26 protein-coding genes and 2 pseudogenes are annotated in these 24,470 nt (G+C 59.1%); 14 read left to right on the top strand and 14 right to left on the bottom strand.

All coding sequences use genetic code 11. The features are described from left to right. Positions 1-250 precede the first annotated feature (250 nt). The 3 genes from ACWGZX_RS27760 to ACWGZX_RS27750 all read left to right on the top strand — a co-directional run bounded on the left by ACWGZX_RS27760 (position 251) and on the right by ACWGZX_RS27750 (position 1,711). Positions 251-379: a hypothetical protein gene (locus ACWGZX_RS27760; RefSeq protein ID WP_452629098.1), complete on the top strand. Its 129-nt coding sequence runs from the start codon at positions 251-253 to the stop codon at positions 377-379. Positions 380-626: 247 nt separating this feature from the next. Beyond that, positions 627-1,190 carry a nicotinamide riboside transporter PnuC gene (pnuC, locus tag ACWGZX_RS27755; protein ID WP_452626336.1) on the top strand — a complete coding sequence of 188 codons (564 nt, stop codon included), beginning with the start codon at positions 627-629 and terminating at the stop codon, positions 1,188-1,190. After that, a complete protein-coding gene (locus ACWGZX_RS27750) occupies positions 1,187-1,711 on the top strand; it encodes an AAA family ATPase (RefSeq protein WP_452626335.1) in 525 nt (174 codons plus the stop codon). The genes pnuC and ACWGZX_RS27750 overlap by 4 nt, the downstream gene beginning before the upstream one ends. Positions 1,712-1,864: 153 nt before the next feature. Here the strand turns inward: ACWGZX_RS27750 and ACWGZX_RS27745 are convergent, their stop codons facing one another. Further along, entirely contained in the window at positions 1,865-3,190 is a 1,326-nt protein-coding gene (locus ACWGZX_RS27745) for a sigma 54-interacting transcriptional regulator (protein WP_452626334.1), read from the bottom strand. A gap of 344 nt (positions 3,191-3,534) precedes the next feature. On the opposite strand from ACWGZX_RS27745, the gene ACWGZX_RS27740 reads away from it, so the two are divergent. The 3 genes from ACWGZX_RS27740 to nhaB all read left to right on the top strand — a co-directional run bounded on the left by ACWGZX_RS27740 (position 3,535) and on the right by nhaB (position 6,934). Then, positions 3,535-3,801, top strand: coding sequence for a hypothetical protein (locus ACWGZX_RS27740; protein ID WP_452626333.1), 267 nt, complete (start codon positions 3,535-3,537; stop codon positions 3,799-3,801). Positions 3,802-4,064: 263 nt separating this feature from the next. Further along, on the top strand, positions 4,065-5,354 hold the full coding sequence (locus ACWGZX_RS27735) for a delta-60 repeat domain-containing protein (RefSeq protein WP_452626332.1): 1,290 nt from the start codon (positions 4,065-4,067) through the stop codon (positions 5,352-5,354). Positions 5,355-5,431: 77 nt separating this feature from the next. Continuing rightward, positions 5,432-6,934, top strand: coding sequence for a sodium/proton antiporter NhaB (gene nhaB, locus ACWGZX_RS27730; RefSeq protein WP_452626331.1), 1,503 nt, complete (start codon positions 5,432-5,434; stop codon positions 6,932-6,934). Between the two features lie 125 nt (positions 6,935-7,059). Here the strand turns inward: nhaB and ACWGZX_RS27725 are convergent, their stop codons facing one another. From ACWGZX_RS27725 to gnd, 3 genes are read right to left on the bottom strand one after another with little or no spacing between them, the layout of a single operon-like run. Next, positions 7,060-7,890, bottom strand: coding sequence for an HAD family hydrolase (locus tag ACWGZX_RS27725; RefSeq protein ID WP_452626330.1), 831 nt, complete (start codon positions 7,888-7,890; stop codon positions 7,060-7,062). Then, a complete protein-coding gene (zwf, locus tag ACWGZX_RS27720) occupies positions 7,887-9,410 on the bottom strand; it encodes a glucose-6-phosphate dehydrogenase (RefSeq protein ID WP_223520571.1) in 1,524 nt (507 codons plus the stop codon). Before zwf ends, ACWGZX_RS27725 begins: the two co-directional genes overlap by 4 nt. Beyond that, positions 9,407-10,387, bottom strand: a complete 981-nt coding sequence (gene gnd / locus ACWGZX_RS27715) for a phosphogluconate dehydrogenase (NAD(+)-dependent, decarboxylating) (protein WP_452626329.1) — start codon at positions 10,385-10,387, stop codon at positions 9,407-9,409. The genes zwf and gnd overlap by 4 nt, the downstream gene beginning before the upstream one ends. 270 nt (positions 10,388-10,657) lie before the next feature. Between gnd and ACWGZX_RS27710 the strand changes: the two genes are divergently transcribed. The 3 genes and pseudogenes from ACWGZX_RS27710 (at position 10,658) to ACWGZX_RS27700 (ending at position 11,403) form a co-directional block, all read left to right on the top strand. Beyond that, on the top strand, positions 10,658-10,840 hold the full coding sequence (locus tag ACWGZX_RS27710; protein WP_452626328.1) for a DUF6026 family protein: 183 nt from the start codon (positions 10,658-10,660) through the stop codon (positions 10,838-10,840). Positions 10,841-10,886: 46 nt separating this feature from the next. Next, positions 10,887-11,050 (top strand): annotated as a pseudogene (locus ACWGZX_RS27705) (phosphoethanolamine transferase CptA); the annotation flags it as partial. A 143-nt stretch (positions 11,051-11,193) separates the two neighbouring features. Continuing rightward, positions 11,194-11,403: a hypothetical protein gene (locus tag ACWGZX_RS27700; RefSeq protein ID WP_452626327.1), complete on the top strand. Its 210-nt coding sequence runs from the start codon at positions 11,194-11,196 to the stop codon at positions 11,401-11,403. Positions 11,404-11,468: 65 nt separating this feature from the next. Here ACWGZX_RS27700 and ACWGZX_RS27695 read toward each other — a convergent pair whose 3' ends face one another. From ACWGZX_RS27695 to ACWGZX_RS27675, 5 genes are all read right to left on the bottom strand, one after another. Further along, on the bottom strand, positions 11,469-11,966 hold the full coding sequence (locus ACWGZX_RS27695; RefSeq protein WP_452626326.1) for a GNAT family N-acetyltransferase: 498 nt from the start codon (positions 11,964-11,966) through the stop codon (positions 11,469-11,471). A 94-nt stretch (positions 11,967-12,060) separates the two neighbouring features. Next, positions 12,061-12,642 (bottom strand): DinB family protein, encoded by a 582-nt coding sequence (locus ACWGZX_RS27690; protein WP_452626325.1) that lies wholly within the window; start codon positions 12,640-12,642, stop codon positions 12,061-12,063. Positions 12,643-12,660: 18 nt separating this feature from the next. Next, positions 12,661-13,779, bottom strand: a complete 1,119-nt coding sequence (zapE, locus tag ACWGZX_RS27685) for a cell division protein ZapE (protein WP_223520583.1) — start codon at positions 13,777-13,779, stop codon at positions 12,661-12,663. A gap of 254 nt (positions 13,780-14,033) precedes the next feature. Continuing rightward, positions 14,034-14,375: a nuclear transport factor 2 family protein gene (locus ACWGZX_RS27680; protein WP_223520585.1), complete on the bottom strand. Its 342-nt coding sequence runs from the start codon at positions 14,373-14,375 to the stop codon at positions 14,034-14,036. 52 nt (positions 14,376-14,427) lie between these two features. Next, positions 14,428-15,144, bottom strand: coding sequence for a helix-turn-helix transcriptional regulator (locus ACWGZX_RS27675; RefSeq protein ID WP_452626324.1), 717 nt, complete (start codon positions 15,142-15,144; stop codon positions 14,428-14,430). A gap of 202 nt (positions 15,145-15,346) precedes the next feature. On the opposite strand from ACWGZX_RS27675, the gene ACWGZX_RS27670 reads away from it, so the two are divergent. After that, complete coding sequence (locus tag ACWGZX_RS27670) at positions 15,347-16,399, top strand: aldo/keto reductase (RefSeq protein WP_452626323.1); 1,053 nt, start codon at positions 15,347-15,349, stop codon at positions 16,397-16,399. Between the two features lie 117 nt (positions 16,400-16,516). Here the strand turns inward: ACWGZX_RS27670 and speB are convergent, their stop codons facing one another. Further along, positions 16,517-17,476 (bottom strand): agmatinase, encoded by a 960-nt coding sequence (gene speB, locus ACWGZX_RS27665; RefSeq protein ID WP_452626322.1) that lies wholly within the window; start codon positions 17,474-17,476, stop codon positions 16,517-16,519. Positions 17,477-17,493: 17 nt separating this feature from the next. Beyond that, the gene (locus ACWGZX_RS27660) at positions 17,494-18,585 is read right to left on the bottom strand and encodes a polyamine ABC transporter substrate-binding protein (protein ID WP_452626321.1); all 1,092 of its coding nucleotides are present in this window, start codon (positions 18,583-18,585) and stop codon (positions 17,494-17,496) included. Between the two features lie 101 nt (positions 18,586-18,686). Here ACWGZX_RS27660 and ACWGZX_RS27655 point away from each other — a divergent pair, with 101 nt between their 5' ends. Next, entirely contained in the window at positions 18,687-19,586 is a 900-nt protein-coding gene (locus ACWGZX_RS27655; RefSeq protein WP_452626320.1) for a LysR family transcriptional regulator, read from the top strand. 98 nt (positions 19,587-19,684) lie between these two features. Then, the gene (locus tag ACWGZX_RS27650; protein ID WP_452626319.1) at positions 19,685-21,160 is read left to right on the top strand and encodes a nucleobase:cation symporter-2 family protein; all 1,476 of its coding nucleotides are present in this window, start codon (positions 19,685-19,687) and stop codon (positions 21,158-21,160) included. A gap of 129 nt (positions 21,161-21,289) precedes the next feature. On the opposite strand, the pseudogene ACWGZX_RS27645 reads toward ACWGZX_RS27650, so the two are convergent. Then, positions 21,290-21,472 (bottom strand): annotated as a pseudogene (locus tag ACWGZX_RS27645) (carbon-nitrogen hydrolase family protein); the annotation flags it as partial. Between the two features lie 50 nt (positions 21,473-21,522). Between ACWGZX_RS27645 and ACWGZX_RS27640 the strand changes: the two are divergent. Then, positions 21,523-22,431, top strand: a complete 909-nt coding sequence (locus ACWGZX_RS27640; RefSeq protein WP_452626318.1) for a LysR substrate-binding domain-containing protein — start codon at positions 21,523-21,525, stop codon at positions 22,429-22,431. A 9-nt stretch (positions 22,432-22,440) separates the two neighbouring features. On the opposite strand, the gene ACWGZX_RS27635 is transcribed toward ACWGZX_RS27640, so the two are convergent. Continuing rightward, the gene (locus ACWGZX_RS27635; protein ID WP_223520609.1) at positions 22,441-22,695 is read right to left on the bottom strand and encodes a hypothetical protein; all 255 of its coding nucleotides are present in this window, start codon (positions 22,693-22,695) and stop codon (positions 22,441-22,443) included. Positions 22,696-22,860: 165 nt separating this feature from the next. On the opposite strand from ACWGZX_RS27635, the gene ACWGZX_RS27630 reads away from it, so the two are divergent. Continuing rightward, a complete protein-coding gene (locus tag ACWGZX_RS27630; protein WP_452626317.1) occupies positions 22,861-23,178 on the top strand; it encodes a DUF883 family protein in 318 nt (105 codons plus the stop codon). A gap of 186 nt (positions 23,179-23,364) precedes the next feature. Here the strand turns inward: ACWGZX_RS27630 and ACWGZX_RS27625 are convergent, their stop codons facing one another. Beyond that, positions 23,365-24,402, bottom strand: a complete 1,038-nt coding sequence (locus ACWGZX_RS27625; protein ID WP_452626316.1) for an Ldh family oxidoreductase — start codon at positions 24,400-24,402, stop codon at positions 23,365-23,367. Positions 24,403-24,470: the final 68 nt, after the last annotated feature.

The raw sequence follows: 24,470 nt of genomic DNA, 5'->3' as shown, positions 1-24,470 counted from the left end.
CAAAAAGCAATGCCCCCAGGCATGCCCCGTTAGTTTTTTTAAACGTTCATCGCGCTGAGCGTAGCTGAAGTTCCGCGCGCACAGGATCCAGACGGAACCGTAAAAATTCCGTGAAAATCCAACCTGGATTCAGGTTTTTCCGCGCGGGGCCGAAATCCTATCAGACAAGCCTTTATAACGCTGCCGCGGAATAGGACTTGGGTTGCATATGCCCGCCCGGCAAAGCGTGGTTGGATGCTGGCAATCGTTTATGACAAGAAAAAAATATTGGAGTGACGGCGTTCTGAACAGCTTGCGCAGTGTGTTGATCAGCCGACGCTTGTGGCTCATCTTGATCGTGTCGGTGGTGATGTTGATGCTCAAGCAATTGCGCGCGTAACACGCCCTCTGTAGCAGCTACCGAACAGCGCGAGGCTGCGTCCGGCTGCGCAGCAGTCGAAAACCTGAGTACGCGAAGCTCCTGAACCACCGTACAACCTGATTTCACGACGACTTCGTCGCCGGACGCAGCCTCGCGCTGCTCGTCAGCTGCTACAAGCGGGATGCAGCTTCGTTGCTACAGGTTCTACTTGGTGGCAGCTGCCGGTACAATCCGCCCCCCTATTTCGCTTTCCCAAGGATCTACCATGTCCGGGCTTGAACTGTTTGCCGCCGCCCTCGGTGTGATCGCCGTCTGGTTGACGGTCAAACAGAACCCCTGGTGCTGGCCGATCGGTCTGGTCATGGTGCTGCTTTATAGCTGGATCTTTTTTGAGGTGAAGCTGTATTCGGACATGCTCCTGCAAGTGGTCTACGCTGCGCTGCAACTCTACGGCTGGCGGCAATGGACACGTGCAGGCGAGGCAAACACCGGTCGGCAGGTCAGCCGGCTCGACGCAAAGTCAGTCGCCCTGAGCCTTGCGGTCGGCGCGCTGGGCAGTGTGCTGTTGGGCGCCGCCATGGCGCACTGGACCGATGCCGCCCAGCCATGGCTCGACGCCGCACTGACCGGGTTCAGCCTGGTTGCGCAGATGTGGATGGCGCAAAAGCGCGTGCAATGCTGGCCACTGTGGATCGCCGTTGATGTGATTTTCGTCGGGCTGTTCATCTATAAAGGCATGTACCTCACGTCTGCCCTCTATGCACTGTTCCTGTTGCTGGCGGTGCAAGGCTGGCGAGAATGGCGTGCCGACCCGGCATTACACGCATGAAGGTACTGGTGCTCACGGGGCCGGAATCCAGTGGCAAGAGCTGGCTTTCGGGCGAGATTCACGCCAATTTTGGCGGCATATTGGTCAATGAGTACGTTCGGTATTTCATCGACAGCAAAGCTCGCAATACCTGCTACGACGATATTACGTCGATAGCACATGGCCAGTTAGCTTGGGAAGATGAAGCACGAGCCAAACAGCCGTCACTGCTCATCCTCGATACGCATCTCTTAAGCAATATACTTTGGAGTCGCACGTTGTTTGGCGATTGCCCGACATGGATCGAGCAAGCATTGCTGGTACGGCACTACGACCTGCATTTGCTGCTGAGCCCTGAAACCGTGGCTTGGCATGATGACGGGCAGCGTTGCCAACCGCAACTGGCAGAACGCCAGGCGTTTTTCCAGGCAAGCCGCCAATGGCTTGACCTGCACCGCCAGCCTTGTCAGGTACTGCAAGGTGATTGGCAACAGCGCAAGGACGCGGCATTCGAGGCCGTGACACGCTTGCTCGAAGTGTAATAGGGGGGTGCCCTACCGAAAATGTCCATTCCTGAAACATCCAACCCCGTGCAAACCCTCGAGCTAAAGCGGTTCGAGCACTTCGGCAAGAAAATGTTAAATCACTGATACAACCTGCCTGCAGCGACCTTAGCGAGCAATGCCGCCAGCACCTCACCGTATCTGATGCTTGTGCAACAAACGGTAGAAGGTAGGCCTGGATATCCCCAGCACCTTGGCGGCGACGCTCAAATTATCGCTGTGGCGGTTAAGTACATCACACAAGGCCTGGCGCTCCGCCCGGTCCTTGTAGTTCTCCAACGTGCCCATCGGCGCGGCAGTGGTGTGCTGACTGATCAACCCCAAGTCTCGCGCCTGGATCTGCCGGCCTTCGGCCAACACCAGCCCGCGCCGTACCCGGTTGGCCAACTCGCGCACATTGCCCGGCCAGTCATGCTTGCCCATGGCAATCAGCGCGTCTTCGCTGAAACTGCGAGGACGGCGGCCGGTTTCATGGCTGTAGAAGTGGGAAAAGTGGTTGGCCAGCATCAACAGGTCGGCATGGCGCTCACGCAGTGGAGCGGTGTCGACTTGCAGTACGTTCAGGCGGTAATACAAATCTTCGCGAAAGCGTTTCTTTTCGATCATGGCCTCAAGGTCTACGTGAGTCGCCGCCAACACCCGCACATCCACCGGGATCGGCTCACCGCCACCGACACGCTCGATGTGTTTTTCCTCTAGGAAGCGCAGTAGATGGGCTTGCAGCTCCAAGGGTAAGTCACCGATCTCGTCGAGAAACAGTGTGCCGCCATTGGCCGCTTCGATCCGTCCGACCTTGCGTTGATGGGCGCCAGTAAAGGCCCCCTTCTCATGGCCAAACAGCTCGGACTGGATCAGGTGTTCGGGAATCGCACCGCAATTGATCGCCACAAAAGGTTTGCTGTGGCGCAGGGACTGGCGGTGCAGGGTGCGGGCCACCAATTCCTTACCGGTACCGCTTTCACCACGAATCAATACCGGAGACTCGGTGGGCGCCAGCTTGCTCAGCAATTTGCGCAGTTCACAAATCGGCTTGCTGTCGCCAAGTAGCTCGTGATCATTCTGATTGATGTGAATCGCACCCTGCCCGCCCAGGCGCGCCATGCCGAACGCCCGCCCCAGCGTGACTTGAACCCGGGCGACGTCAAACGGCAAGGTATGGAAGTCGAAAAACCATTCGCAAACGAAATCCCCGACATTCTGCAAGCGCAGCACTTCCTGATTGAGTACAGCGATCCACTCGGTGCCACTGCGACTGATCAGCTCTTTGACAGGGTCGGGGTGTTCCAGATGAAAGGGTTGTAAACGCAACAGGCCAACGTCGCAGATTCGATCGACGGCGCTCTCCAGGGAACAGCTATCAACATCCCATCCCACAGAGCGCAAACCCGGGAATAGACGATGGCAGTCGTCACAGGGGTCTACTACTAATAGACGTCGTTGCGCGGGCGCTTCGATCATGGACTGTTCCTTGACGCCAAATTATAGGAAATATTTGCAAAAACAGTCATTTGCCGGACCTGGCTGTAACATTAGCAAGAATTTGACAGGCCCTTGTATCGATTGACTATAGGGGCGCTACTTGATTAGTTATAAGAATTTTTCTTTGTGAGTTACCTGACGAGTCGTATCTTTCGTTCAGCTTTCAAAAGATGCCCTGCATTGAGTATTTGAAGGAAAGTTGAAATTTCTTTTGATTGTGTGTGACCTGACCCACTGTTGGGGGCATCAGTACAAGTAACCAGCCGAACGGTAAGCCCAACCGACGGCACATCACTTGATTGGGCATACAGAGAGAAGACCCCATGACCGCCCCGCTCCGTATCAACGAAGCTCTTTTGATTGCCGACCGCGCGTTTCAACCCTTCCAATGCGTCGCCTGGGCTCAACAAGACGGCAATGGCGAGCTCTGCATCACCGTCATCGACCGCACCAATACCCATATCGGTCACGCCCAAATCCCCAGCAGCGCCTATTCCGACCCAGTACAACTCGAACTCCTGCTGCAGCAGGCCCGTGCCGAGTTGAGCCAGGAAGGTTATAAACTGCAATCGTGGTCCATGCCGCATTAAGGGGTTTGCGGATTACTTCAACGTAGTCCGCCCTATCCAGCTGGCTGTTTTCAACAGTAACAGCGCACCCAAACTCCAACTTCGCCGTATCGAATTACTTGGCAGGCTTGTCAGTGGTTCGAAAAGACACTGTTCTGGCACACAGTGACCCTCCGCTTGTTAGTTATGACAGTTGTGTGATCGTTAATTCAGGGATTGAATGTTTAGCAGGCAGTTGCCCGCCCGTCCCTTGGGTTTCGGTCAGCTCGCAAGGAGATGCGCGCATGCCACACCAGACGGCTTTTGCCCTACCTGCATCGCGGTACACAGCTGGCGACCTGGATCACAGTTTCGCCTGCAGTGGCAAAACCCAGGTGTATTTCGCCGGTAGCACTACAAGCCTCGCCAACAGCGTGGAGATTGACCCCAATGGTCGCGTGCTGGTGGCGGCGACCGTCGGCATGCCGAATGGCAGCTGCTTTGGCCTCGCTCGATTACTGGAAGACGGCTCGGCGGACCTCGCATTTGGCACTGACGGCAGCGTTATAGGGCAGTTCCAGCGCGGTAACGAGGCAATGGCAGGCAAAGTCCACGTTCTCGCCAACGGGCACATTCTGGTGGCCGGTCTGCACTATGAAAGCGCTCACCGAACGCTGCCAGCATTGGCGCTGTTTGATTCGCAAGGTCACCCCGTCGAAGAATTCGCTGACAACGGGCTCTGTGTCGTACGCCTGCCGGGGAACCTGTCCCTGGGCATGCGCAATCTCTGGCTCCCCCCTGGCGTTCCAGGGGCCGAAGCCTGCGACGTACAGGTCCAGACTGACGGCCGAATCCTGCTGCTGGCCAACCACCATTTCGAACTGGCCGATCATGTCGGCCTGCTGATCCGCCTCACCTGCCAGGGCGAGCTGGACACGTCCTTCAACGGCCGCGGTTTTGTGATTGTCAGGCATTTACTGATGAACTCCTGGCTCAGCAGCCTGATGGTGCAACGCGATGGTCGCATCATGGTTGGGGGATCGGTCAATTTCCCCGAAGAAGGCCTGCTGGCCCGCTACCTCCCCGACGGCCGTCTGGATGAGTCCTTCGCCGTGGATGGTTTTATGACGTTCAGGGCTGCGGAGCACGGCGCTCAGGTCAGCCAGATCATCGAGCAGGACAATGGCGACTTGCAATGTCTTGGCAGCAGTCGCGACCCGATGCAATGCCTTGCCTTGAAAATACACAGCAATGGTCGCCCAGACGTTCATTGCAACGGCGGCCAGCCTCAGCTACTGAAAATTGGCCGCAGCGGCTGCCAGTGGACTGCCGCCCGGCGCCAGTCAGATGGTCGTGTGTTGGCGGTTGGCGCCACCCTCGGCGGGATCGAAGCCGATTTCCTGTTAGCCCGCTATTTACCCGGCGGGCAGCTCGACCCCGGCTTTGCCGAAGGCACCTGCTGGGTTCGCACACGTCTTGGCCGCCACCTGGACACCGCGACGTCGGTGGCCATTCAGGCTGACGGAAGAATTGTCGTGGGCGGTTATTCACTGGATGACAACTACAAGGCCGTTGTAGTGCGCTATCTCGGCTAGGCTGAACCGCTTTTCCGCGCTTGATATTCCGATCTTGTTACGGCAAGTTGCGCGCTTCTTAAAACAAGGAGCAGCCGATGTCCGGTTCAATGGCCCAGGCGTTCGCGCACAACTTTCTCGGCCACTCACCTCGCTGGTACAAGGCGAGCATTCTCGGTTTCCTCATTCTCAACGCACTGGTGCTGTGGACGGTCGGTCCGGTCGCAGCCGGTTGGTTGCTGGTGCTGGAATTCATTTTCACCCTGGCCATGGCGCTCAAGTGCTATCCGCTGATGCCTGGCGGGCTGCTGCTGATCGAAGCACTGCTGCTGCAAATGACCACGCCGCAGGCGCTGTATGACGAACTGCTGCACAACTTTCCGGTCATCCTGCTGCTGATGTTCATGGTGGCCGGCATCTACTTCATGAAAGATCTGTTGCTGTTCCTGTTTTCGCGCTTGCTGCTGGGTGTTCGTTCCAAGGCGCTGCTGGCGCTGATGTTCTGCTTCCTCTCGGCATTCCTGTCGGCCTTCCTGGATGCCTTGACCGTAACTGCGGTGATTATCAGTGCGGCCGTAGGTTTTTATTCGGTCTATCACCGCGTCGCGTCGGGTAATGATCCGCGCCAGGACAGCGAGTACAGCGATGACCGCAATTTGCCCACCCTTCACCATGAAGACCTCGAACAGTTCCGCGCGTTCTTGCGTAGCCTGTTGATGCACGGTGCCGTAGGCACGGCATTAGGCGGGGTGTGCACGCTGGTGGGTGAGCCGCAGAACCTGCTGATCGGCCATGAGATGGGCTGGCATTTCGCCGAATTCTTTTTGAAGGTTGCCCCGGTTTCGCTGCCGGTGCTGGTCGCCGGCCTGGTGACCTGCGTGCTGCTGGAGAAACTGCGATGGTTCGGTTATGGCACCCTGCTGCCGGACAATGTCCGCGCGGTGCTGGCCAACTATGCCGCCGAGGATAACGCCGAGCGCACCGCACGCCAGCGCGCTGCCTTGTTGGTGCAAGGCGCCGCGGCGTTGATCCTGATTGCAGGGTTGGCGTTTCACATCGCGGAAGTCGGCCTGATCGGGTTGATGGTGATCGTGTTGATCACCGCGTTCACCGGCATCACCGACGAGCACCGTATCGGCAACGCGTTCAAGGACGCCATGCCATTCACCGCGTTGCTGGTGGTGTTTTTCGCGGTGGTGGCAGTGATTCATGACCAGCAATTGTTCACTCCGCTGATCCAGTGGGTATTGAGGCTGCCGGCCAATCAGCAACCGGGCATGCTGTTCATTGCCAACGGCTTGCTGTCCGCCATCAGCGACAATGTGTTTGTGGCGACTATTTACATCACTGAAGTGAAACAGGCGTTTATCACCGGCCATATGAGCCGCGAACACTTCGAGACGCTGGCCATTGCGATCAACACCGGGACAAACCTGCCAAGCGTGGCGACGCCTAATGGCCAGGCCGCGTTTCTGTTTCTGCTGACCTCGGCGATTGCGCCGCTGATTCGCCTGTCATACGGGAAGATGGTGTGGATGGCGTTTCCATACACCGTGGTGATGGGTGTTCTTGGGTGGTATGCCGTAAGTTTCTGGCTGTAACACAGACTAACAACTGTAGGAGTGAGCCTGCTCCGGGCGGCGTTCCGACGATAGCGGTCTGACAGTCAACTGTGATGTTGACTGACATGGCCTCATCGCGAGCAGGCTCACTCCTACAGGGGGATTTATGTGAACTGGCGAGGGAGTATGTACCGTTCAATTGCCTGGGCAGCGCCGTCTTCGGTATTGGCACCAGTCACCACGTCGGCCTGGTGCTTGACGGCCTCTTCAGCCTGCCCCATGGCAATTGACAGCCCGGCGCGATGAAACATCGCCGGGTCGTTGCCACCATCGCCCAGCACGGCGGTTTGTTTCAGCGGCACCCCAAGATACTCGGCCAGTGTCACCAACGCCGCGCCCTTGTTCGCCTGCATTGCGGTCACGTCCAGATACACCGGCTGTGAACGCGAGACTTGGGCCTGACCTTCGACCTTGGACAGCAATTGCGCTTCCAGTTCGATCAGCAGCCCGGTGCTGTTGCTGGCCGCGACAATCTTGTCGATGCGCTCCAGATACGGTTCGAAGCTTTCCACCACCACGGGCGGATACCCCAAGCCATGCTGCTCTCGGGGAACCATGGGGCCGCTGGCATCCTTCAACAGCCAGTCACCACCGCTGAACACCCAGACTTCAATGTCCGGGAGGTCGGCGAACTGCGTCAGGGTGGTGAGCGCCGCCGTCGCCGGCAAGTAATGGGCAACCAGCAAGCTGCCATCCGGATTGACGATCGTGCCGCCATTAAACGCCGCCGTCGGCAAATCGACGCCTAAAGCTTCAATTTGCTGCAGCATCGCTTTGGGGGGGCGACCGGTGGCCAGGCTGAACAGCACGCCCGCCTCGCGCAACGATCGGACCGCGGCAATGGTGCACTGACTGAGCGTGTGATCGGGCAGCAGCAATGTGCCGTCCATGTCACTGAGCAGAAAACGGATGGGCTGCGGCGTCAGGTCCGTCATCCGACGCTGTGCCAGACGCGACCGTCACGGGCCAGCAGTTCATCGCCCTCGGCCGGGCCGTCCTCTCCTGCCGCGTAATGCTGAACCGTCGCGTCCTGCTGCCAGGCATCGAGGAACGGCTGCACGGCGCGCCAGCCGTTCTCGATGTTGTCGGCGCGCTGGAACAGCGTCTGATCGCCGGTCAGGCAATCGTAGATGAGCGTTTCGTAGCCGGTGGACGGCTGCATTTCGAAGAAATCCTTGTAGGCGAAACCCAGTTCGATATTGGCCATCTTCAACGCCGGGCCAGGCCGTTTGGCCAGCAGGTCGAACCACATGCCTTCGTTGGGCTGGATCTGGATCCGCAGATAAGTCGGTTGCAGCTCATTGACCTCGGTGTCACGGAACTGCGCATACGGTGCCGGTTTGAAGCAGATTACGATCTCGGTATCGCGTGCGCTCATGCGTTTGCCGGTACGCAAGTAGAAAGGCACACCGACCCAGCGCCAGTTGTCGATCATGACTTTAAGCGCCACGTAGGTTTCGGTCGTGCTGTCGGGCGCCACATTATTTTCCTGGCGATACCCCGGCAACGGCTTACCGTCGACTTCACCGGCGGCATATTGACCGCGGACCGAGTTGGCCCGTGCCTCTTCGGTAGACCAGGGGCGAATGGCCCCTACGACTTTGGCTTTTTCGCCGCGAACCGCATCGGCGCCAAAAGCAGCCGGCGGTTCCATTGCCACCATCGCCAGTAACTGGAAAAGGTGATTGGGCACCATGTCCCGCAGGGCGCCGGTGTGTTCATAAAAACTGCCACGGGTTTCCACGCCGACAGTTTCGGCGGCGGTAATCTGCACGTGGTCGATGTAATGGTTGTTCCAGAACGCTTCGAACAGGCTGTTGGAAAACCGGCTGATCAGAATGTTCTGCACGGTTTCCTTGCCCAGGTAGTGATCGATCCGGTAGATCTGGTTTTCCGTCATCACCTTGAGCAAACATGCATTCAAGGCTTCAGCAGTTTGCAGATCGGAGCCGAACGGTTTTTCGATGACCACCCTTCTGAACGCTTCCGGCGTCTCTTGCAGCAAACCCGCCGCGCCGAGCCGACGCACCACTTCGCTGAAAAAACGTGGCGCGGTCGCCAGATAGAAGACCGCGTTGCCGGTGCCGCTGGCGGCGATTTTCGCCGCCAGCGCTTGATAAGTGCTGTCGTCCAGGAAGTCGCCCTGGACGTAGCTGATGCCTTGGGCCAGTTTGGCCCACACCTGCGGATCAAGGGCTTGATCGCCCTTGCCGACCTTGGCGGCCACTTCGCTTCGAATAAAGTCTTCGAGCTTGCGGGCAAAGGCATCGTCTGTGATGGCGTTGTGGTCAACGCCGATGATCCGCAATCCATCCCCCAACAGACCGTCACGACTCAGGTTGTACAGCGCCGGCATCAGCAGACGCTTCACCAGGTCACCGTGGGCACCGAACAGGAACAGCGTGGTCGGCGGTGCGGGTTCAGCCTTGGATTTATTGCGGATCAGACGGGTCATTTTTTCGGAGTCTCCACGTGGCCGCCGAAGCCGAAACGCTGGGCCGAGAGAATCTTGTCGCCAAAGGTGCCTTGCCCGCGCGAGCGGTAGCGGGAGAACAGCGAGTTCGACAGCACCGGTACGGGCACCGATTGTTCCATAGCGGCTTCGATGGTCCAGCGACCTTCACCGCTGTCAGCCACCGAGCCGGAGAAGCCCTCGAGCTTCGGATCGCTGGCCAGCGCGTCGGCGGTCAGGTCGAGCAACCAGGACGACACCACGCTGCCACGACGCCAGACTTCGGCGATGTCAGCGACGTTCAGGTCGAAACGCTGGTCTTCTGGCAGGTTGGTGCTGGCTTTGGTTTTGAGGATGTCGAAACCTTCGGCGAAGGCCTGCATCATTCCGTATTCGATGCCGTTGTGGATCATCTTCACGAAATGCCCCGAACCTGCGGGGCCGGCGTGGATGTAGCCACGCTCAGCGCGATCGTCATCGGACTTGCGGTCCTTGGTGCGCGGGATATCACCCATGCCCGGTGCCAGGCTATCGAACAGCGGATCAAGGCGCTTCACCACCTCTGCGTCGCCGCCGATCATCATGCAATAGCCGCGCTCCAGGCCCCAAACGCCGCCGGAGGTGCCGACGTCGATGTAGTGCAGGCCTTTTTCCGACAAGGTTTTGGCCCGGCGGATGTCGTCCTTATAGAAGGTGTTGCCGCCGTCGATGATGGTATCGCCGGCTTCGAGCAAAGTGCTCAGGGTGTCGATGGTGTCTTCGGTCGGTGCGCCAGCAGGCAGCATGATCCAGACCGCTCGTGGTTTGGCCAGGCCGGCGACCAGGGCCGGCAAGTCGGCGACGCCGGTGGCGCCCTCGGCCGTCAAGGTCTCGATGAAGGCGGTATTGCGGTCGTAAACGACTGTGGTATGCCCATTGAGCATCAGGCGCCGCGCAATATTGCCGCCCATGCGGCCCAGTCCAATGATCCCGAGTTGCATGTGCTGATGCTCCCTACTACAAATAAAGTGTGTCAAAGGTATAGCCCAACGTGGCTCATGGGGTTAGTCCAGAGCGTTGGCACATAGTTTCCGGGCATTGTGCCCGATCCTGATTGATAACGCCGGTAATCGTGCCGAAGACACAACGACAATAAAAAATAAAAAAGTTCCCTTGAGGGGCAAAAGAAATCAAAATCGGCGCCGATAGTAGATCACCGCCCGATTGCAGGGGCGGTTCTACAGTTGAGTCAACCATTTGCGAGGTGAGCAATGGGCACAGTACACGCAGCACGGCCAGCACAAACCCTTTACGTCACGATCCGTCGCGACGAATTGCGCCAGTTGAAAGAAGAGCGCGACCTCTTGAAGCAGGAACTCGCGCAGTTACGCCAGCTGACTCAAGGCAATCAATCACCCCCCTTGCCCGTCACCCAACGCGCACCCCACGCCTGATTTTTACAGGTGATTCGGAGACAGCCTTCCGCTGTTTCCGACCTACGTCATCACCCCGCGCCCTTACACCATCGAGGCGTTGCAGCAGGTGTTGACCTTCGCTGACGAAGAAAACCCGTGTCCACGCCGTCGCTGGTCAACATGATGAAACAGGCGGGTTACAAGACGTTCTGGATCACCAACCAGCAGACCATGACCAAGCGCAACACTTCCCCGCTACGCACCGTCACGTTGAGCCCGGACGGGAGGCTCTAACGAGTTCATTCCCATTTAATCAAATCGGCGGATAATGTCATTTCGACATTGGTTCACGGACGAAAAGGCCCCCGCTACACGTAATGGGAGACTCACCCATGAAACGTACACCCCTGATCCTCGCCAGCCTGTTGATACTCAGTTCTGCCACAGCCTTTGCAGAACACGGTGGCGAACGCATGCGGTACTACTACGAAAAATTGCATCTCGCCCAACAGAAGGCTAATGGCTTCGAGGTCAAAAACATCGAACTGCCAGTACCCACCGATCCAACCGCACAAATGACCGAGTCCTATAAACCGAAGTAATTCAAGCCAGCCGGGCGTCCTGACGGGCGCCCTTCTTTGTGCCTGATCGAAACATTCAGGCGCGCTTAAAGACTCTTGGTCCAGAACAGCATGCGGCCATGGGCCGGATCGAACATGCCAGCAGCAAAACCGAACTTGCCGTAGGAGGCTTGCGCGACCGCGTTGCCTTCGAGGACTTCCAGTGTGATCTTGCAGCAGCCACGCTGGCGGGCAATGTCTTCAACCTTTTGCAGCATCTTTTGGCTCAGCCCCAGGCCGCGAAACTGCGGCACCACCGACACGTCATGCACGTTGACCAGCGGCCGGCAGGCAAAAGTCGAAAAACCTTCGAAGCAATTGACCAGCCCGGCCGGCGCGCCGTCGACAAAGGCCAACACACTGAAGGCGTGAGGACGCTTGGCCAGCTCCCCCGGCAATTGCAGTAGCATATCCTCGGGCAACGCATGCCCGCCGCCCATAGGGTCTTGGGCATAGGCATTGAGCACCACGCCAATCGCCTCGGCATGCACCGGGTTGGTGTAGCTGGCCTGAAGTACAAAAATGTCTGCGGATTCCCTTCCCATCGTTGCTATCCCATCGTGGTTCCGGCGCGTCGCTCGCGCCGCAAAGTCGAAGGACATTATCGTGAGTCGCCATCGCCGACAACCTGAACCTGCCTCAAACACCCCAGATCAGCGTCTCGGTCCATCCCAACTCGGCAAAATCCGCCGCCCTTAGACCCGACTCGCCGACGCAGAAAAACTCGTCCAGTTGCGGCGGTGCGACCGAGGTGCCACTGAGCATGGCGTGGACCTGACCGCGATGATGAAGCTGGTGTTCGAACAGATGGGACAGCAGGCGCAATCGGCTGTCATGTTGCGGCGTGTCCCGGGCGATGGTCACGATTCGCCCGAGGTCGGCGTCGCGCAATTGCTCGCAGTAAGCGATCAATCGATTGTCCACCTGTGATTGCTCGCGCTTGAGATCGCTGCCTGCGGTGAACGGCTGGTCTTTTTTGAAAAAAACGAAGCAATCGGGATGCGGATCGTCACCGCGCAACTCGCGCTCCAGGGCATCCACGTAAAACCAGTCACAAGTCAGGATGTGGTTAAGGGTGGCGATGAGGCTGGGGAAGAAGCTGACCCGTGGAGCGGCCAGTTCGGCCGGACTCAACTGGTTCCAGGCCTTGGCGAGTCGGTAATTGGCCCAGGCGTTCTGATAAGCCATGGTCAGCAAATGATGAGACAGGGGCTGATTCATGTTCGCGGCTCCCGAAAATTAGGCTTCAGCGAAACGTTGCAGCTGCATTTCCTGTAAACGGCTTAATGTGCGGCGGAATGGGAATTCCAGGTAACCCTCGGTGTACAAGGCCTCCATTGGCACCTGCGCTTCGAGGTACAGCGGCACTTTGCGGTCGTAGCACTCGTCCACCAGCGCAATGAAACGTCGTACGCCATCGTCGTGCACCGACAGTTGCGGCAGTTCGCGGTCACCCGCAACGACGTGTTCGGCAGCGTCTTCGGTGCCTCGGGCAATGCGCCCTTCACGTTTTTGCGCGCTGAGGTTCGGCACCTCACTCAATAGAATAGCGCTGTAAGTGTCGCACAGGGCCATGAAGTCCATGGCCGAAAAAGGTTGTTCGCACAGGTCGGCATAGCGACACCACAGCACGCTGTTACTGGCCTGCACGGTATTGACTTGACGGTAGCCGACCATAACCGGCTCGCTGGACACGGACTGGCCGACGGTCAGCGCCTTGAACACGTCGCCGAGCGCGTCGGGATGCGCGGCATCGCTCACCCAGTAACGCTGCAATGCAGCACCGGGGTGCAGACGATGGTCTTCGCTGCCCTCCACGGCGATCACCTGCATGTGCTGCTTGATCGCCTTGATGGCGGGCACAAAGCGGTCGCGGTTGAAACCATCGGCGTAGAGCTGATCCGGCGGCTGGTTGGAGGTGCACACCATCACCACCCCTTGCTCGAACATCACCTGAAACAAGCGCCCGAGAATGATCGCATCACCGATGTCGTTGACGAACAGCTCGTCAAAACACAGCACCCGCACTTCCTCGCTCAACTCGCGCGCCAACGCCTTCAACGGGTCGGCGGTGCCGGTCAGTTGAAACGAGCGTTGGTGTACCCAGCCCATGAAATGGTGGAAATGTTGACGTCGGGCCGGCACGCGCAGGTTTTGGTAGAACTGATCCATCAACCAGGTCTTCCCTCGCCCGACCGGCCCCCACAGGTAAACGCCGGTGACCGGCGTTCGGCCTTCATGCAAGGCTTCGTGGCACTTTTGCAGCGCCCACACGGCGTGCTCCTGGGCTTCGTCCTGGACGAAACCCTTGTGTTCGATGGCGTGTTGCCAGGCGCTTAACGGCGAGTCGACATTCATGCGCGGGAGTATACGTCCGATCTGTAGCAACTGCCGCAGAGTGCGTTTGGACCGTAGCAGCTGCCGAGCCTGCGAGGCTGCGTTCGGATGTAGCAGCTGTCGAGCCTGCGAGGCTGCGTTCGGCGACGAAGTCGTCGTAAACCCTGCAAATGCGGTTCTCCTGTCACACCGCGGTGTCTGATTTCACGACGACTTCGTCGCCGAACGCAGCCTCGCAGGCTCGGCAGCTGCTACACAATCGGGTTTCGATTGAGCTACAGCGAGATGTCCAGCCGGGCGATCTTGCCCTGTTCGTTGAGGCGGAACATGTAGCGTAGTTCCAGCGGGCTGCCGGGAAAGGTGCCGGAGATCAGGTTGTGCACCAGCACCTTGCCCGTACGCTGCTGAACATCCAGCACCTCGACCCGGGGCTGATAACGCTGTGCGGTGTCTTCCATCCATTGGGCGATTGCGCGGGTGCCGATCTGGTGCTGGCCTTCATCGAACACGTTGGCATCCTCGGCGAAAAAACTGGCGACCCTGGAGGTATCGCGGGCATTGGCAGCGGCAATGTAGGCGGCGATGGCAGGGGCCAGTGAAGAGGCGGGATTGGACATGGTTGCGGCTCCTTGTTTATTGATTCTGCAACCATGCTAAGACAAGCCTGTGTCAATTCTTGTCAGGAGTGAAACGCCCCGCTTCATCCAGTTGCATCTGTTTGCGCCAGATCCGTAACAGGTCGCTGCGTCGCCCCGGGTAACGCTCGCCCTGCTCATTGGCGGCGGAAATCCGATCGGTACGAAAGGTGCGATAGGCACTGCGCAATTCGCACCAGGCGACGATGATCCGCACTTCATTGAGAAAGCCCAACGCCAGTGGCCAGATCAGCCGTTGGCTGGGCACCTTGTTGGCGTCTGCGTAGTCGATGTTCAGCTTGGACTGGTCGCGGATGGCTTGGCGAATCACGCTCAAAGGCACCACATTTTCCGGATAGCCATAACCGGGCGGCCCCGGCAGCACCGTCGGGTTGCGCAACGCGTCCTGGGCTTCAGGGGCCAAAACGGCGGCAATCTTGGCCAATGCGTTGGCCGCCGCGTTGCTCAACACCTCGTCGCCGCGCTGATCGACGTAGCGCAAACCCAGGACGATGGCTTCGGTCTCGTCGGCATTGAGCATCAAGGGCGGTAGAAACAGACCGCTGCGCAGCACATAACCGACCCCCGCTTCACCGAAGATCGGTGCGCCGAGCGCGGTCAGCTCGGCGATGTCGCGATACAGCGTGCGCTCGGAAATTTCCAGTTCACTGGCAAGCGTTGCAGCCGTCACCGGACGACTCTTGCCCCGCAGCACTTGCAACAACGTGAGTAAACGAGTGGTTCGCGACACGATGGGCAGGCTCTGTCTGAAAAAGTTGTCGGAGCTTAGCAGAGGCCCCTGTCAGAAAGTGACAGCAGCGAAGGGTCCGGTGGTCACCTGATTGGCCTGAGAGGGAAAAGCGTATTGACGGCAAAAATTATAACCATCATATTTAATACATGTCGCTAGACATTTAAATTCAATTCCGGCGTCTTTCCTCAGGAGTCACCCCATGCATTACAAAGTCTTTGGCCGCAAAACCGGCTTGCGGGTTTCGGAACTGGCGCTGGGCGCCGGCAATTTCGGCACCGGTTGGGGTCATGGCGCCGAGCGTGACGAAGCCAAGCGAATTTTCGATGGCTATCTGGAGGCCGGCGGCAACTTCATCGACACCGCCAACGGTTATCAGGCGGGTCAGTCAGAAGTCATGCTCAGCGAATTTATCGCGGCAGAGCGCGATCGCCTGGTCATCGCCAGCAAGTACACCTTGGGGACAACGCCGTCCGCGAGCATTTCCCACACCGGTAACAACCGCAAAAACATGGTTCGCTCCGTGGAAGAAAGCCTGACCCGGCTCAAAACCGATCACCTGGACCTGTTCTGGGCGCACATGAGCGATGGCGTGACGCCAATGGAAGAAATCTTGCGCGGCTTCGATGATCTGGTGCGCGCCGGCAAGATCCATTACGCGGGGCTGTCGAACTTCCCCGCGTGGCGTATCGCCCGCGCCGACTTGTTGGCCGAGGTGCGTGGTTTTTCGCCGATTGCAGCGATTCAGGTGGAATACAGCCTGGCTGAACGCACTGCCGAACGTGAACAACTGCCGATGGCCGAAGCCTTGGGCCTGGCCGCGACATTATGGTCGCCATTGGGTGGCGGCTTTCTCACCGGCAAGTACCGCTCCAACGATGGCGACAATCGCGCGACCAAACTCGGCATGTTGATTCATGCGGAAAAAGGTGCCCGGGAAACCGCCCTCCTTGACACGTTGCTCGCCGTTGCAGCCGAACTGGAGGCGAGCGCGACGCACGTGGCCATTGCCTGGTTGCGGGCAAAAGCCCAGCGCTCGACCACCGCGCTGATTCCGATTCTGGGCTCGCGCACCCGTGAGCAATTGGATGCGACGCTGGGGGCACTGAACGTGCAACTGAGCGCAGATCAGTTGTCGCGACTCGATGGCGTCAGCGATGTGGCCAAAGGTGTGCCGCACGAAACGCTTGCCGGCTCTTTTTCACGGTTTAGCGGTGACCATACCCTGGACCTGCCAATCATTCCGGTGGCCTGACACCGATCAGAACTGTGGGAGCGAGCCTGCTCGCGATAGCGGACTGACATTCAACATTAATATTGAATGAGACAGCCTCATCGCGAGCAGGCTCACTCCCACATTTTTAACTGCGTGTTACCGGTCTACCTTGTGGCGGGCGGTATAGAGACACAGCATTTCCATCGCCAGTGTCGCCGCCGCCAGTGAGGTAATGTCCGCGTGGTCATAGGCCGGTGCGACTTCGACCATGTCCATGCCCACCAGGTTGATCCCGCGTAATCCGCCCAAAATCTCCAGCGCCTGCACGGTGCTCAAGCCACCGCACACCGGCGTTCCGGTGCCTGGGGCGAAAGCCGGGTCTAGGCAATCTATATCGAACGTCAGGTACACCGGGTTATCCCCTACCCTCGCCCGGATCGCTTCGACAATCGCTTCACAACCCTGGCGATGCACCAGACGCGCATCCAGCACCTGGAAACCCTGGTGATCGTCATTGGTGGTGCGCAAGCCGATTTGTACCGAACGCGACGGATCCACCAGCCCTTCCCTGGCCGCGTGCCAGAACATGGTGCCGTGGTCGACCCGCTTGCCGTCCTCGTCCGGCCAGGTGTCGCTGTGGGCGTCGAAATGGATCAGCGACAACGCACCATGTTTGCGCGCATGGGCCTTGAGCAGCGGGTAGGTAATGAAGTGATCGCCGCCGAACGTCAGCATCGCGCTACCGCTGTTCAGAATGTGCTCGGCGTGGGCTTCGATGCTTTCTGGAATGGTGTGCGGCGAGCCGTAATCAAAGTCGCAATCACCGTAGTCGATGACGGCCAAGTGATCGAACGGATCAAACGTCCACGGCCAGTGGCGTTCCCAGGCAATCCCGGTGGACGCGGCGCGAATCCCCCGCGGTCCGAAACGTGCGCCCGGGCGGTTGCTGGTGGCGGTGTCGAACGGGACACCACTGACCGCGACGTCGACACCACGCAAGTCGCGGCTATAGCGACGGCGCATGAAACTGGTGATGCCGGCGTAGGTGCTTTCGGCGGCAGTGCCATAGAGGCTGTCGCGGGTCATGGCTTGATCGTTTTGCATCGGGACGTCCATGGTGATCTCCTTTTTAGTTATTGGCGGCTACGGAAGGTGGTCCACAGGCGAGTGCGCTGGCGCAGATCCTTGAGGCTCATGCTTTGGTCGGCGTACAGGCGACCGCGCACATCGGGCAGTGGAAAGATGTCCGGGTCGGTGCGCACGGCTTCATCCACCAGCGGGGTTGCCGCCTGGTTGGCCGTGGCGAAAAACAGTGTGTTGGTCAGCGCCGCGACGGATTCGGGGCGCAACATGAACTCGATAAAGGCCCGGGCTTCTTCGGGGTGCGGCGCATCCTTGGGGATCGCCAGGTTGTCCTGCCAGACCAGCGTGCCCTCCTTGGGAATCCGGTACGCCACCTCAAACGGCTTGTTGGCCTTGCGCGCCTGATCGGCGGCCATGCTGGCGTCACCGTTGTAGGTGAGCGCCAGGCACACGCTGCCATTGGCCAGATCGCTGATCTGCCGCCCGGTGGCGACGTACAGCACATTGGGCTGCAACTGATGCAACAACGCCTCGGCGGCGGTCAGATCAGCCTTGTCGGTGCTGTAGGGATCTTTACCCAGATAGTGCAGCGCCAGACCGATGACTTCTTGCGGCGAATCGAGAATCGCGATGCCGCAGTCTTTCAGCTTACTGGCGTATTCCGGCTTGAACAGCAGATCGAGGCTGTTAAGTGGCACGTTCGGCAGGCGTTTCTGCACCGCTTCGACGTTCATCCCCAAACCCAGCGTGCCCCAGGTATACGGCACGCCATAGCGATTGCCGGGATCGACGGCGGCCAGTTTTTCCAACAGATCCGGATCAAGGTTGGCGTAACCCTTGAGCCCTTCGTGGGGGATTTCCTTCAGCGCGCCGGCTGCCAGACCACGGGCCAAGACACTGGACGAAGGCACCACCACGTCATATCCGCTGCCGCCGGTGAGCAGTTTGGTTTCCAGCACTTCCGAAGAATCGAACGTGTCGTAGCGCACGTGAATCCCGGTTTCCTTTTCGAACTGCTGCAAGGTTTCGGGCGCCACATAATCGGCCCAACTGTAAAGGTTGACGGTCTTTTCCTGCGCCTGAGCCGACACAGCCATGGCGAAGAACAGCGCGGGGAAACACAGCTTGAACATGGGAGCCATGACGAACACCTGACCAGAGGAAGTGGTTGCAGGTTGCTCGCTCGGTTACATTGGCGAAATATCAAGTTTGTTAACCTGACTTTATGGCGGAGTAATGTTTGATGCTCGGGCAACTTCACGACCTCGACCTGCAACTGCTGCGCCTGTTTGTCCGCGTGGTCGAGTGCGGTGGTTTCAGTGCGGCCCAAGGCGAGCTGGGCTTGAGCCAATCGAGCATCAGCCAGCAAATGGCCAAGCTCGAAACCCGCCTCGGCTATCGCTTGTGCAGTCGCGGCAAAGGCGGGTTCAAGATCACGCCCAAAGGCGAACAGCTGTTGACCGCGACGCGCGGGCTGTTTGAGTCCATCGAAGCGTTTCGTCATCAATCCAACGGCGTGGCGGGCAGATTGATAGGCGAAGTGCGACTGGGGCTCTCCGAAGCCCTTGATCAATCGGTGCTGCAACGGGTGGCGGACGCAATACGGCGCTTTCGTGAGCGGGACGAATCGGTGCGCATCGAATTGATCAGTGCCATGCCCGGCGAAATGGAACGCTTGCTGCTGCAGCAACGGCTGGACCTGGCCATCGGCTATTTCTCCCAGGTACAGAGCGCGTTTGACTACCGCGAGCTGTTCACCGAAACCCAACACTTGTATTGCGCCGCTGGCCATCCGTTGTTCACCGATGACGCGCCGAATGACGAAGCACTGCAGGCCTGCGACCGGGTCGATCATCCCTACCGGTTTCTGCGCACTGACGAACCGTTCCAGGGAAAACTGTGTTCAGCGCGCTCTGAACAAGTCGAAGGCACCCTCGCCTTCATTCTGTCCGGTAAACACGTGGGGTACTTGCCCAATCACTTTGCCCGCAGCTGGGAAGACAAAGGTTTGCTGCGCGCCGTGCGCCAGGGCGAAATGAGTTTTGAGGTCGCGTTCCATCTGGCGCGGCATCGCGCTCAAGTGCCGGGGGATGCGCAGAAGGCGTTTGAGCAGGATTTGCTTGCTGCCTTCAGCAAAACCTGACCTTTCAGGCAGTTATTGTTCGTTGCCCTTGATGCCCGCTGCTGGCATCCTGCGCCTCCATTTTCTGACCCGCCCGCCCTTTTGGCACGCAACCAACCATGACCGCCTCTGAAAAAGCCCCCGCTGCGCGCAATAACGAACTGATTTACGGCCTCAACGACCGCCCGCACCTGACAGCCACCGTCTTCGCCGCCCTGCAACATGTGTTGGCGAGTTTTGTCGGCATCATCACGCCGACCCTGATCATGGGCGGGGCTCTCGGTCTGCAAAGCGAAGTGCCGTACCTGATCAGCATGGCGCTGTTCGTGTCGGGCCTGGGCACCTTTGTTCAAGCCCGACGGTTCGGCCCGGTCGGCTCTGGCCTGCTGTGCCTGCAAGGCACCAGTTTTTCGTTCATCAGTGTGATTCTCAGTGCCGGGTTCATGGTCAAGGCTCGTGGCGGTGGCACCGATGAAATCCTCTCGACCATCTTTGGCGTGTGCTTTTTTGCGGCGTTCATTGAAGTGGCGCTGAGCCAGTTCATCGGCAAACTGCGGATGCTGATCACCCCGGTGGTCACCGGCACCATCATCACCTTGATGGGCTTGTCGCTGATCAAAGTGGCCATGACGGACATCGCCGGCGGCTTCGGCGCGCCGGACCTCGGTGCGGCCAGTCATTTGGCGCTGGCGGCCTTGGTGCTCGGCACCATTGTGCTGTTGAATCGGGTCGATGTGCCGTTTCTGCGCCTCGGCGCCATCGTCATTGGCCTGACCCTGGGCTATGTCGTGGCATGGCTGATGGGCGATGTCAATTTCGCCAGCCTGCCCGACGTACCGCTGATGAGTGTGCCGGTGCCGTTCAAGTACGGCTTCAACTTCGACTGGGTCGCGTTTGTGCCGATCGCAGTGATTTTCCTCGTGTCGCCGCTGGAAGCCGCCGGTGACCTGACCGCCAACTCGATGATTTCGCGGCAACCGGTCAAAGGTCCGATCTACATTCGCCGGATCAAATCCGGCCTGCTCGCCGACGGCCTTAACTCGGCGATGGCCGCCGTGTTCAACAGCATGCCGATGGTCACGTTTGCCCAGAACAATGGCGTGATCCAGCTCACCGGTGTGGCCAGTCGCTACGTGGCGTTCTTCATCGCCGGTTTGCTGGTGCTGTTGGGGTTGTTCCCGATGATCGGCGCAGTGCTGCAACTGATGCCGAAACCGGTACTTGGTGGCGCCGAACTGGTGATGTTCGGGACCGTGGCGGTGGCCGGGATCAAGATCCTCGCCGAAGCCGGCCTGCATCGACGCAACATGTTGATCGTGGCGATTTCCCTCGGCATGGGCCTGGGCGTGGCGGCAGTGCCGCAGGTGTTGCGCGAGTTGCCAATGGCGCTGCACATCATTTTTGAATCGCCGATTACCGTCGGGGCGTTGTGCGCTATCGTGCTCAATATCTTCTTGCCCGAGGAGTTCATCGAACTGGAGGAAGACGATTTCGATCCGGAAGCCTCGATCCTTCAAGTCATGGAAAACCCCGATGTGCCGGCCAAGGTCGAGCCCGCAACGCCTGGGGCGGTCGCACAGTTGAACCGCTTGTAAAGAAACACATTAAGTGTGATCACCATAGAACCAATGTGGGAGCGAGCCTGCTCGCGATAGCGGTTAGTCATTCAACATTTTTGTCGACTGATCCACCGCTTTCGCGAGCAGGCTCGCTCCCACAAGGGGTTATGCGGTGAATCGGACGCCGGGTTTGGCTCGCTCATCCACCGTCAACTCAAACACATCCGGCCGCGCATAGTGCCCGACCACGTCGTAGTCATAGCGGGCGCGAACCAGATCGTTCGTGTCGATTTCAGCCGTCAGTAACCCAGGTCCATCGCGCAGCGGCCCCGCCAGTACATCGCCCATTCTCCGGCGTCACGGGATCATGAATAAAGCCCGACTCACTGCTGAATGATATGAACCAAATGAATATCGCCACCGTTGATCTCAACCTGCTCAAAGTCTTTGAAGCGCTGCATGAAGAGTCCAGCGCCAGCCGTGCGGCCTTACGCCTGGGCGTGACGCAATCGGCGGTCAGCGCCGCGTTGCGCAGGCTGCGCGAGGTGTATGGCGATCAGCTGTTCGTGCGCACCGGCCGTGGACTGGCGCCGACGCTCAAAGCCAACCAATTGAAACCGGTGGTCAGCGACGCCCTGAACAAATGCCGCCAGAGCCTGGCGATGGTCGATCCGGCGGCCCATCAGTACGACGGCCGCTCAGTGTCCGTGGGGATGTCGGATGATTTCGAGATCGCCTATGGCCGTCGACTGATCGAGGAAATCGCCCGAACAGCACCGAAACTGCGGCTGATCTTCCGGCAAACCCACAGCCAGATCGTCGCCCACGCCTTGATGGAGCGCAGTATCGATCTGGCGATCACCGCAGGCGGATTTGCCGAGCGCTTGCTCAGTCGTCAGGTGTTGGGAGAAGGCGGGTATTTATGCCTGGCGGATCGCGCCAGCCTGACCGAAGGGCAACACGTCATCAGCCTTGAAGAGTTCGTTGCTCGCGAACACATTTTGGTGTCGTCAGGCGGTTTTATCGGCATCACCGATGAAGGGCTGGCGGCGCTGGGGCTGAGTCGTCGGGTGTGTGCGTCGACCACGCATTTTGCCGCGTTACCGCACTTGCTCAAGGGCAGTCAGGCGGTGGCGACCATTCCGGCGCATGCCGCGCAGAGCATTGCGGCGCTCAGTGGACTGGCGCTGCTGCCCTGCCCTTTGGCCTTGCCGCGCTATCCGATCGAACTGGGCTGGCGCACCAGCACCCAACTCGATCCGGTGGTACTGAAAGTGCGCGAAGCGATTGTCGCGTGTTTTGCCTGAAGGCCGTACTTACTTGCTGGCAGCCATGAGGCGGTTGACCTCACTGCGCACCATGTTGGCGAATTCCGGCGGCGACATCGCGTCGAGTTCGGCACGAACCCATTCAGCCCACTTGCCTTTGCGCTTGGCGCGCTCACCGAACAAGCGCGCGGCCTCACCCTTGGATTTGCCCAGGTTGCTTTGCCAGAGGTCGAACAGACGGGATTTTTCATCTTCAAGCGCAGCGCGCTCGGCGAGGGGTTTGTCGGCCAGATTGAAGCTCATGGGAATTTCCTGCTGCGTAAAATAGGCGACATCTTACACTGTAGGACGAAACGTCTGACTCAGGAATTTTCCACCCCACGGGGTCAACGCAAAAACTCGCTGCAACTTTTTCGCCGACGCTAGACTCCATTGTTCACCGCCTGATTACCTGCAAGGAGTACCTCAATGGCTCGGAAAACTGCAGCACAAGTCGCCGAAGACCAATTCAAGGATTTGGCGTTCAGTGAGCTGGCAACGCTGATCGCAGAGTCGGAAAAACTGCTGACCCGCAGCGCCGCGCTGGTCGGCGAGGAAGCAGAGACCCTGCGCGAGCAAATTGCCCTGAAACTCCAGCAGGCTCGGGATTCGGTCAGCCGTGTGCGTGACCGCACCCAACCTGTCGTCGATGCCACCGAAACCTACATTGGTGGGCATCCATGGCAAACCGTGGCCGTTTCCGCCGGTTTCGGGCTGGTGGTCGGGTTGTTGCTGGGTCGGCGTTAAACAGACATAGCAGCTGGCGAAGCCTGCGTCAGGCTCGGGCCGCGATCGGACGCAGCAGTCGTAAACCAGAATCCACGGTCCTTCAAGATGACCGGGTCGCCTGGAATGCGACTGCTTCGCAGCCGGACGCAGCCTCGCAGGCTCGACAGCTGCTACATTGAGCCGTTTCCTGACAGATCGGCATTACTACTGCGCAAGTGCTCGCAGGTTCGCCAGCGTCTCGGCGTCGAGCGTAATGCCTTGCGAACCGGACTTGGCCCGTTCTTTATGGCGCCGATCACCCGGTAGACGCTTGAGGCCCACGCCGTGCATCTGCCGCACAAGTTCCTGACTGCGCTCGGCAAAATTTTGCCCGGCCGCCTTGCTCGGGTCGATCACGATCAACAGTTGGCCAGTCCATGGGGTTTTGGCCCCCGGATGGTTCGACCAGTCAAACTCAAAAGAAAAATTGCCGCCGGTCAGCGCTGCCGCCAACAGTTCCACCATCATCGACAAGGCAGAACCTTTGTGTCCGCCAAACGGTAGCAAGGCGCCGCCTTCGAGAATCGCTTTCGGATCCTGTGTCGGCTGACCAAGGCTGTCCACGCCCATGCCTGCCGGCAAGCGCTCGCCCTTGCGTGCCGCGATCTGCACATCGCCGTGGGCAATGGCGCTGGTGGCCAGATCGAAGACAATCGGCTCGCCGCCAGCCCGAGGGGCCGCGAATGCGATCGGGTTGGTGCCGAACAACGGACGATCGGCGCCGTGCGGCACCACGCAGGTCATGCTGTTGACCACGCTCAATGCCACCAACCCTTCGTAGGCAAAGGGCTCGACGTCCGGCCACAAGGCGGCGAAATGGTGTGAATTGCGAATCGCCAGTACCGCAATGCCGGCGCTGCGAGCCTTTTCCACCAACAGGGCGCGTGCTGCCGCCAGGGCCGGCTGGGCGAAACCATTGCCGGCATCGACCCGGACAAACCCCGAGGCAACGTCTTCAACCACCGGCACGGCCTGGCCATTGACCCAGCCGCTGTTCAGCGTCGATACATAACCGGGAATACGGAACACACCGTGGCTGTGAGCACCGTCGCGCTCAGCACCAGCGCAATTGAGGGCCAGCGTCCGGGCGACCTCGGTAGAGGTGCCATGACGCAGAAAAATCTGTTCGAGCAATTGAACGAGCGCATCGAAATCGAGCGTTTGGGTGTTCGAACTGACGGCCATTTCGGGCGATACGGTCATCTGAAGCTCCAGTTTTATTATTAAGTACGGGCAACAGCGTGAAGCGAGGCTGCAGGGCAACCTGAAAA

This window comes from Pseudomonas sp. CLCA07 (assembly GCF_053615335.1).
Note: the sequence above shows the minus strand (reverse complement) of the source record. Positions and strands in the feature narration are given on the sequence as shown.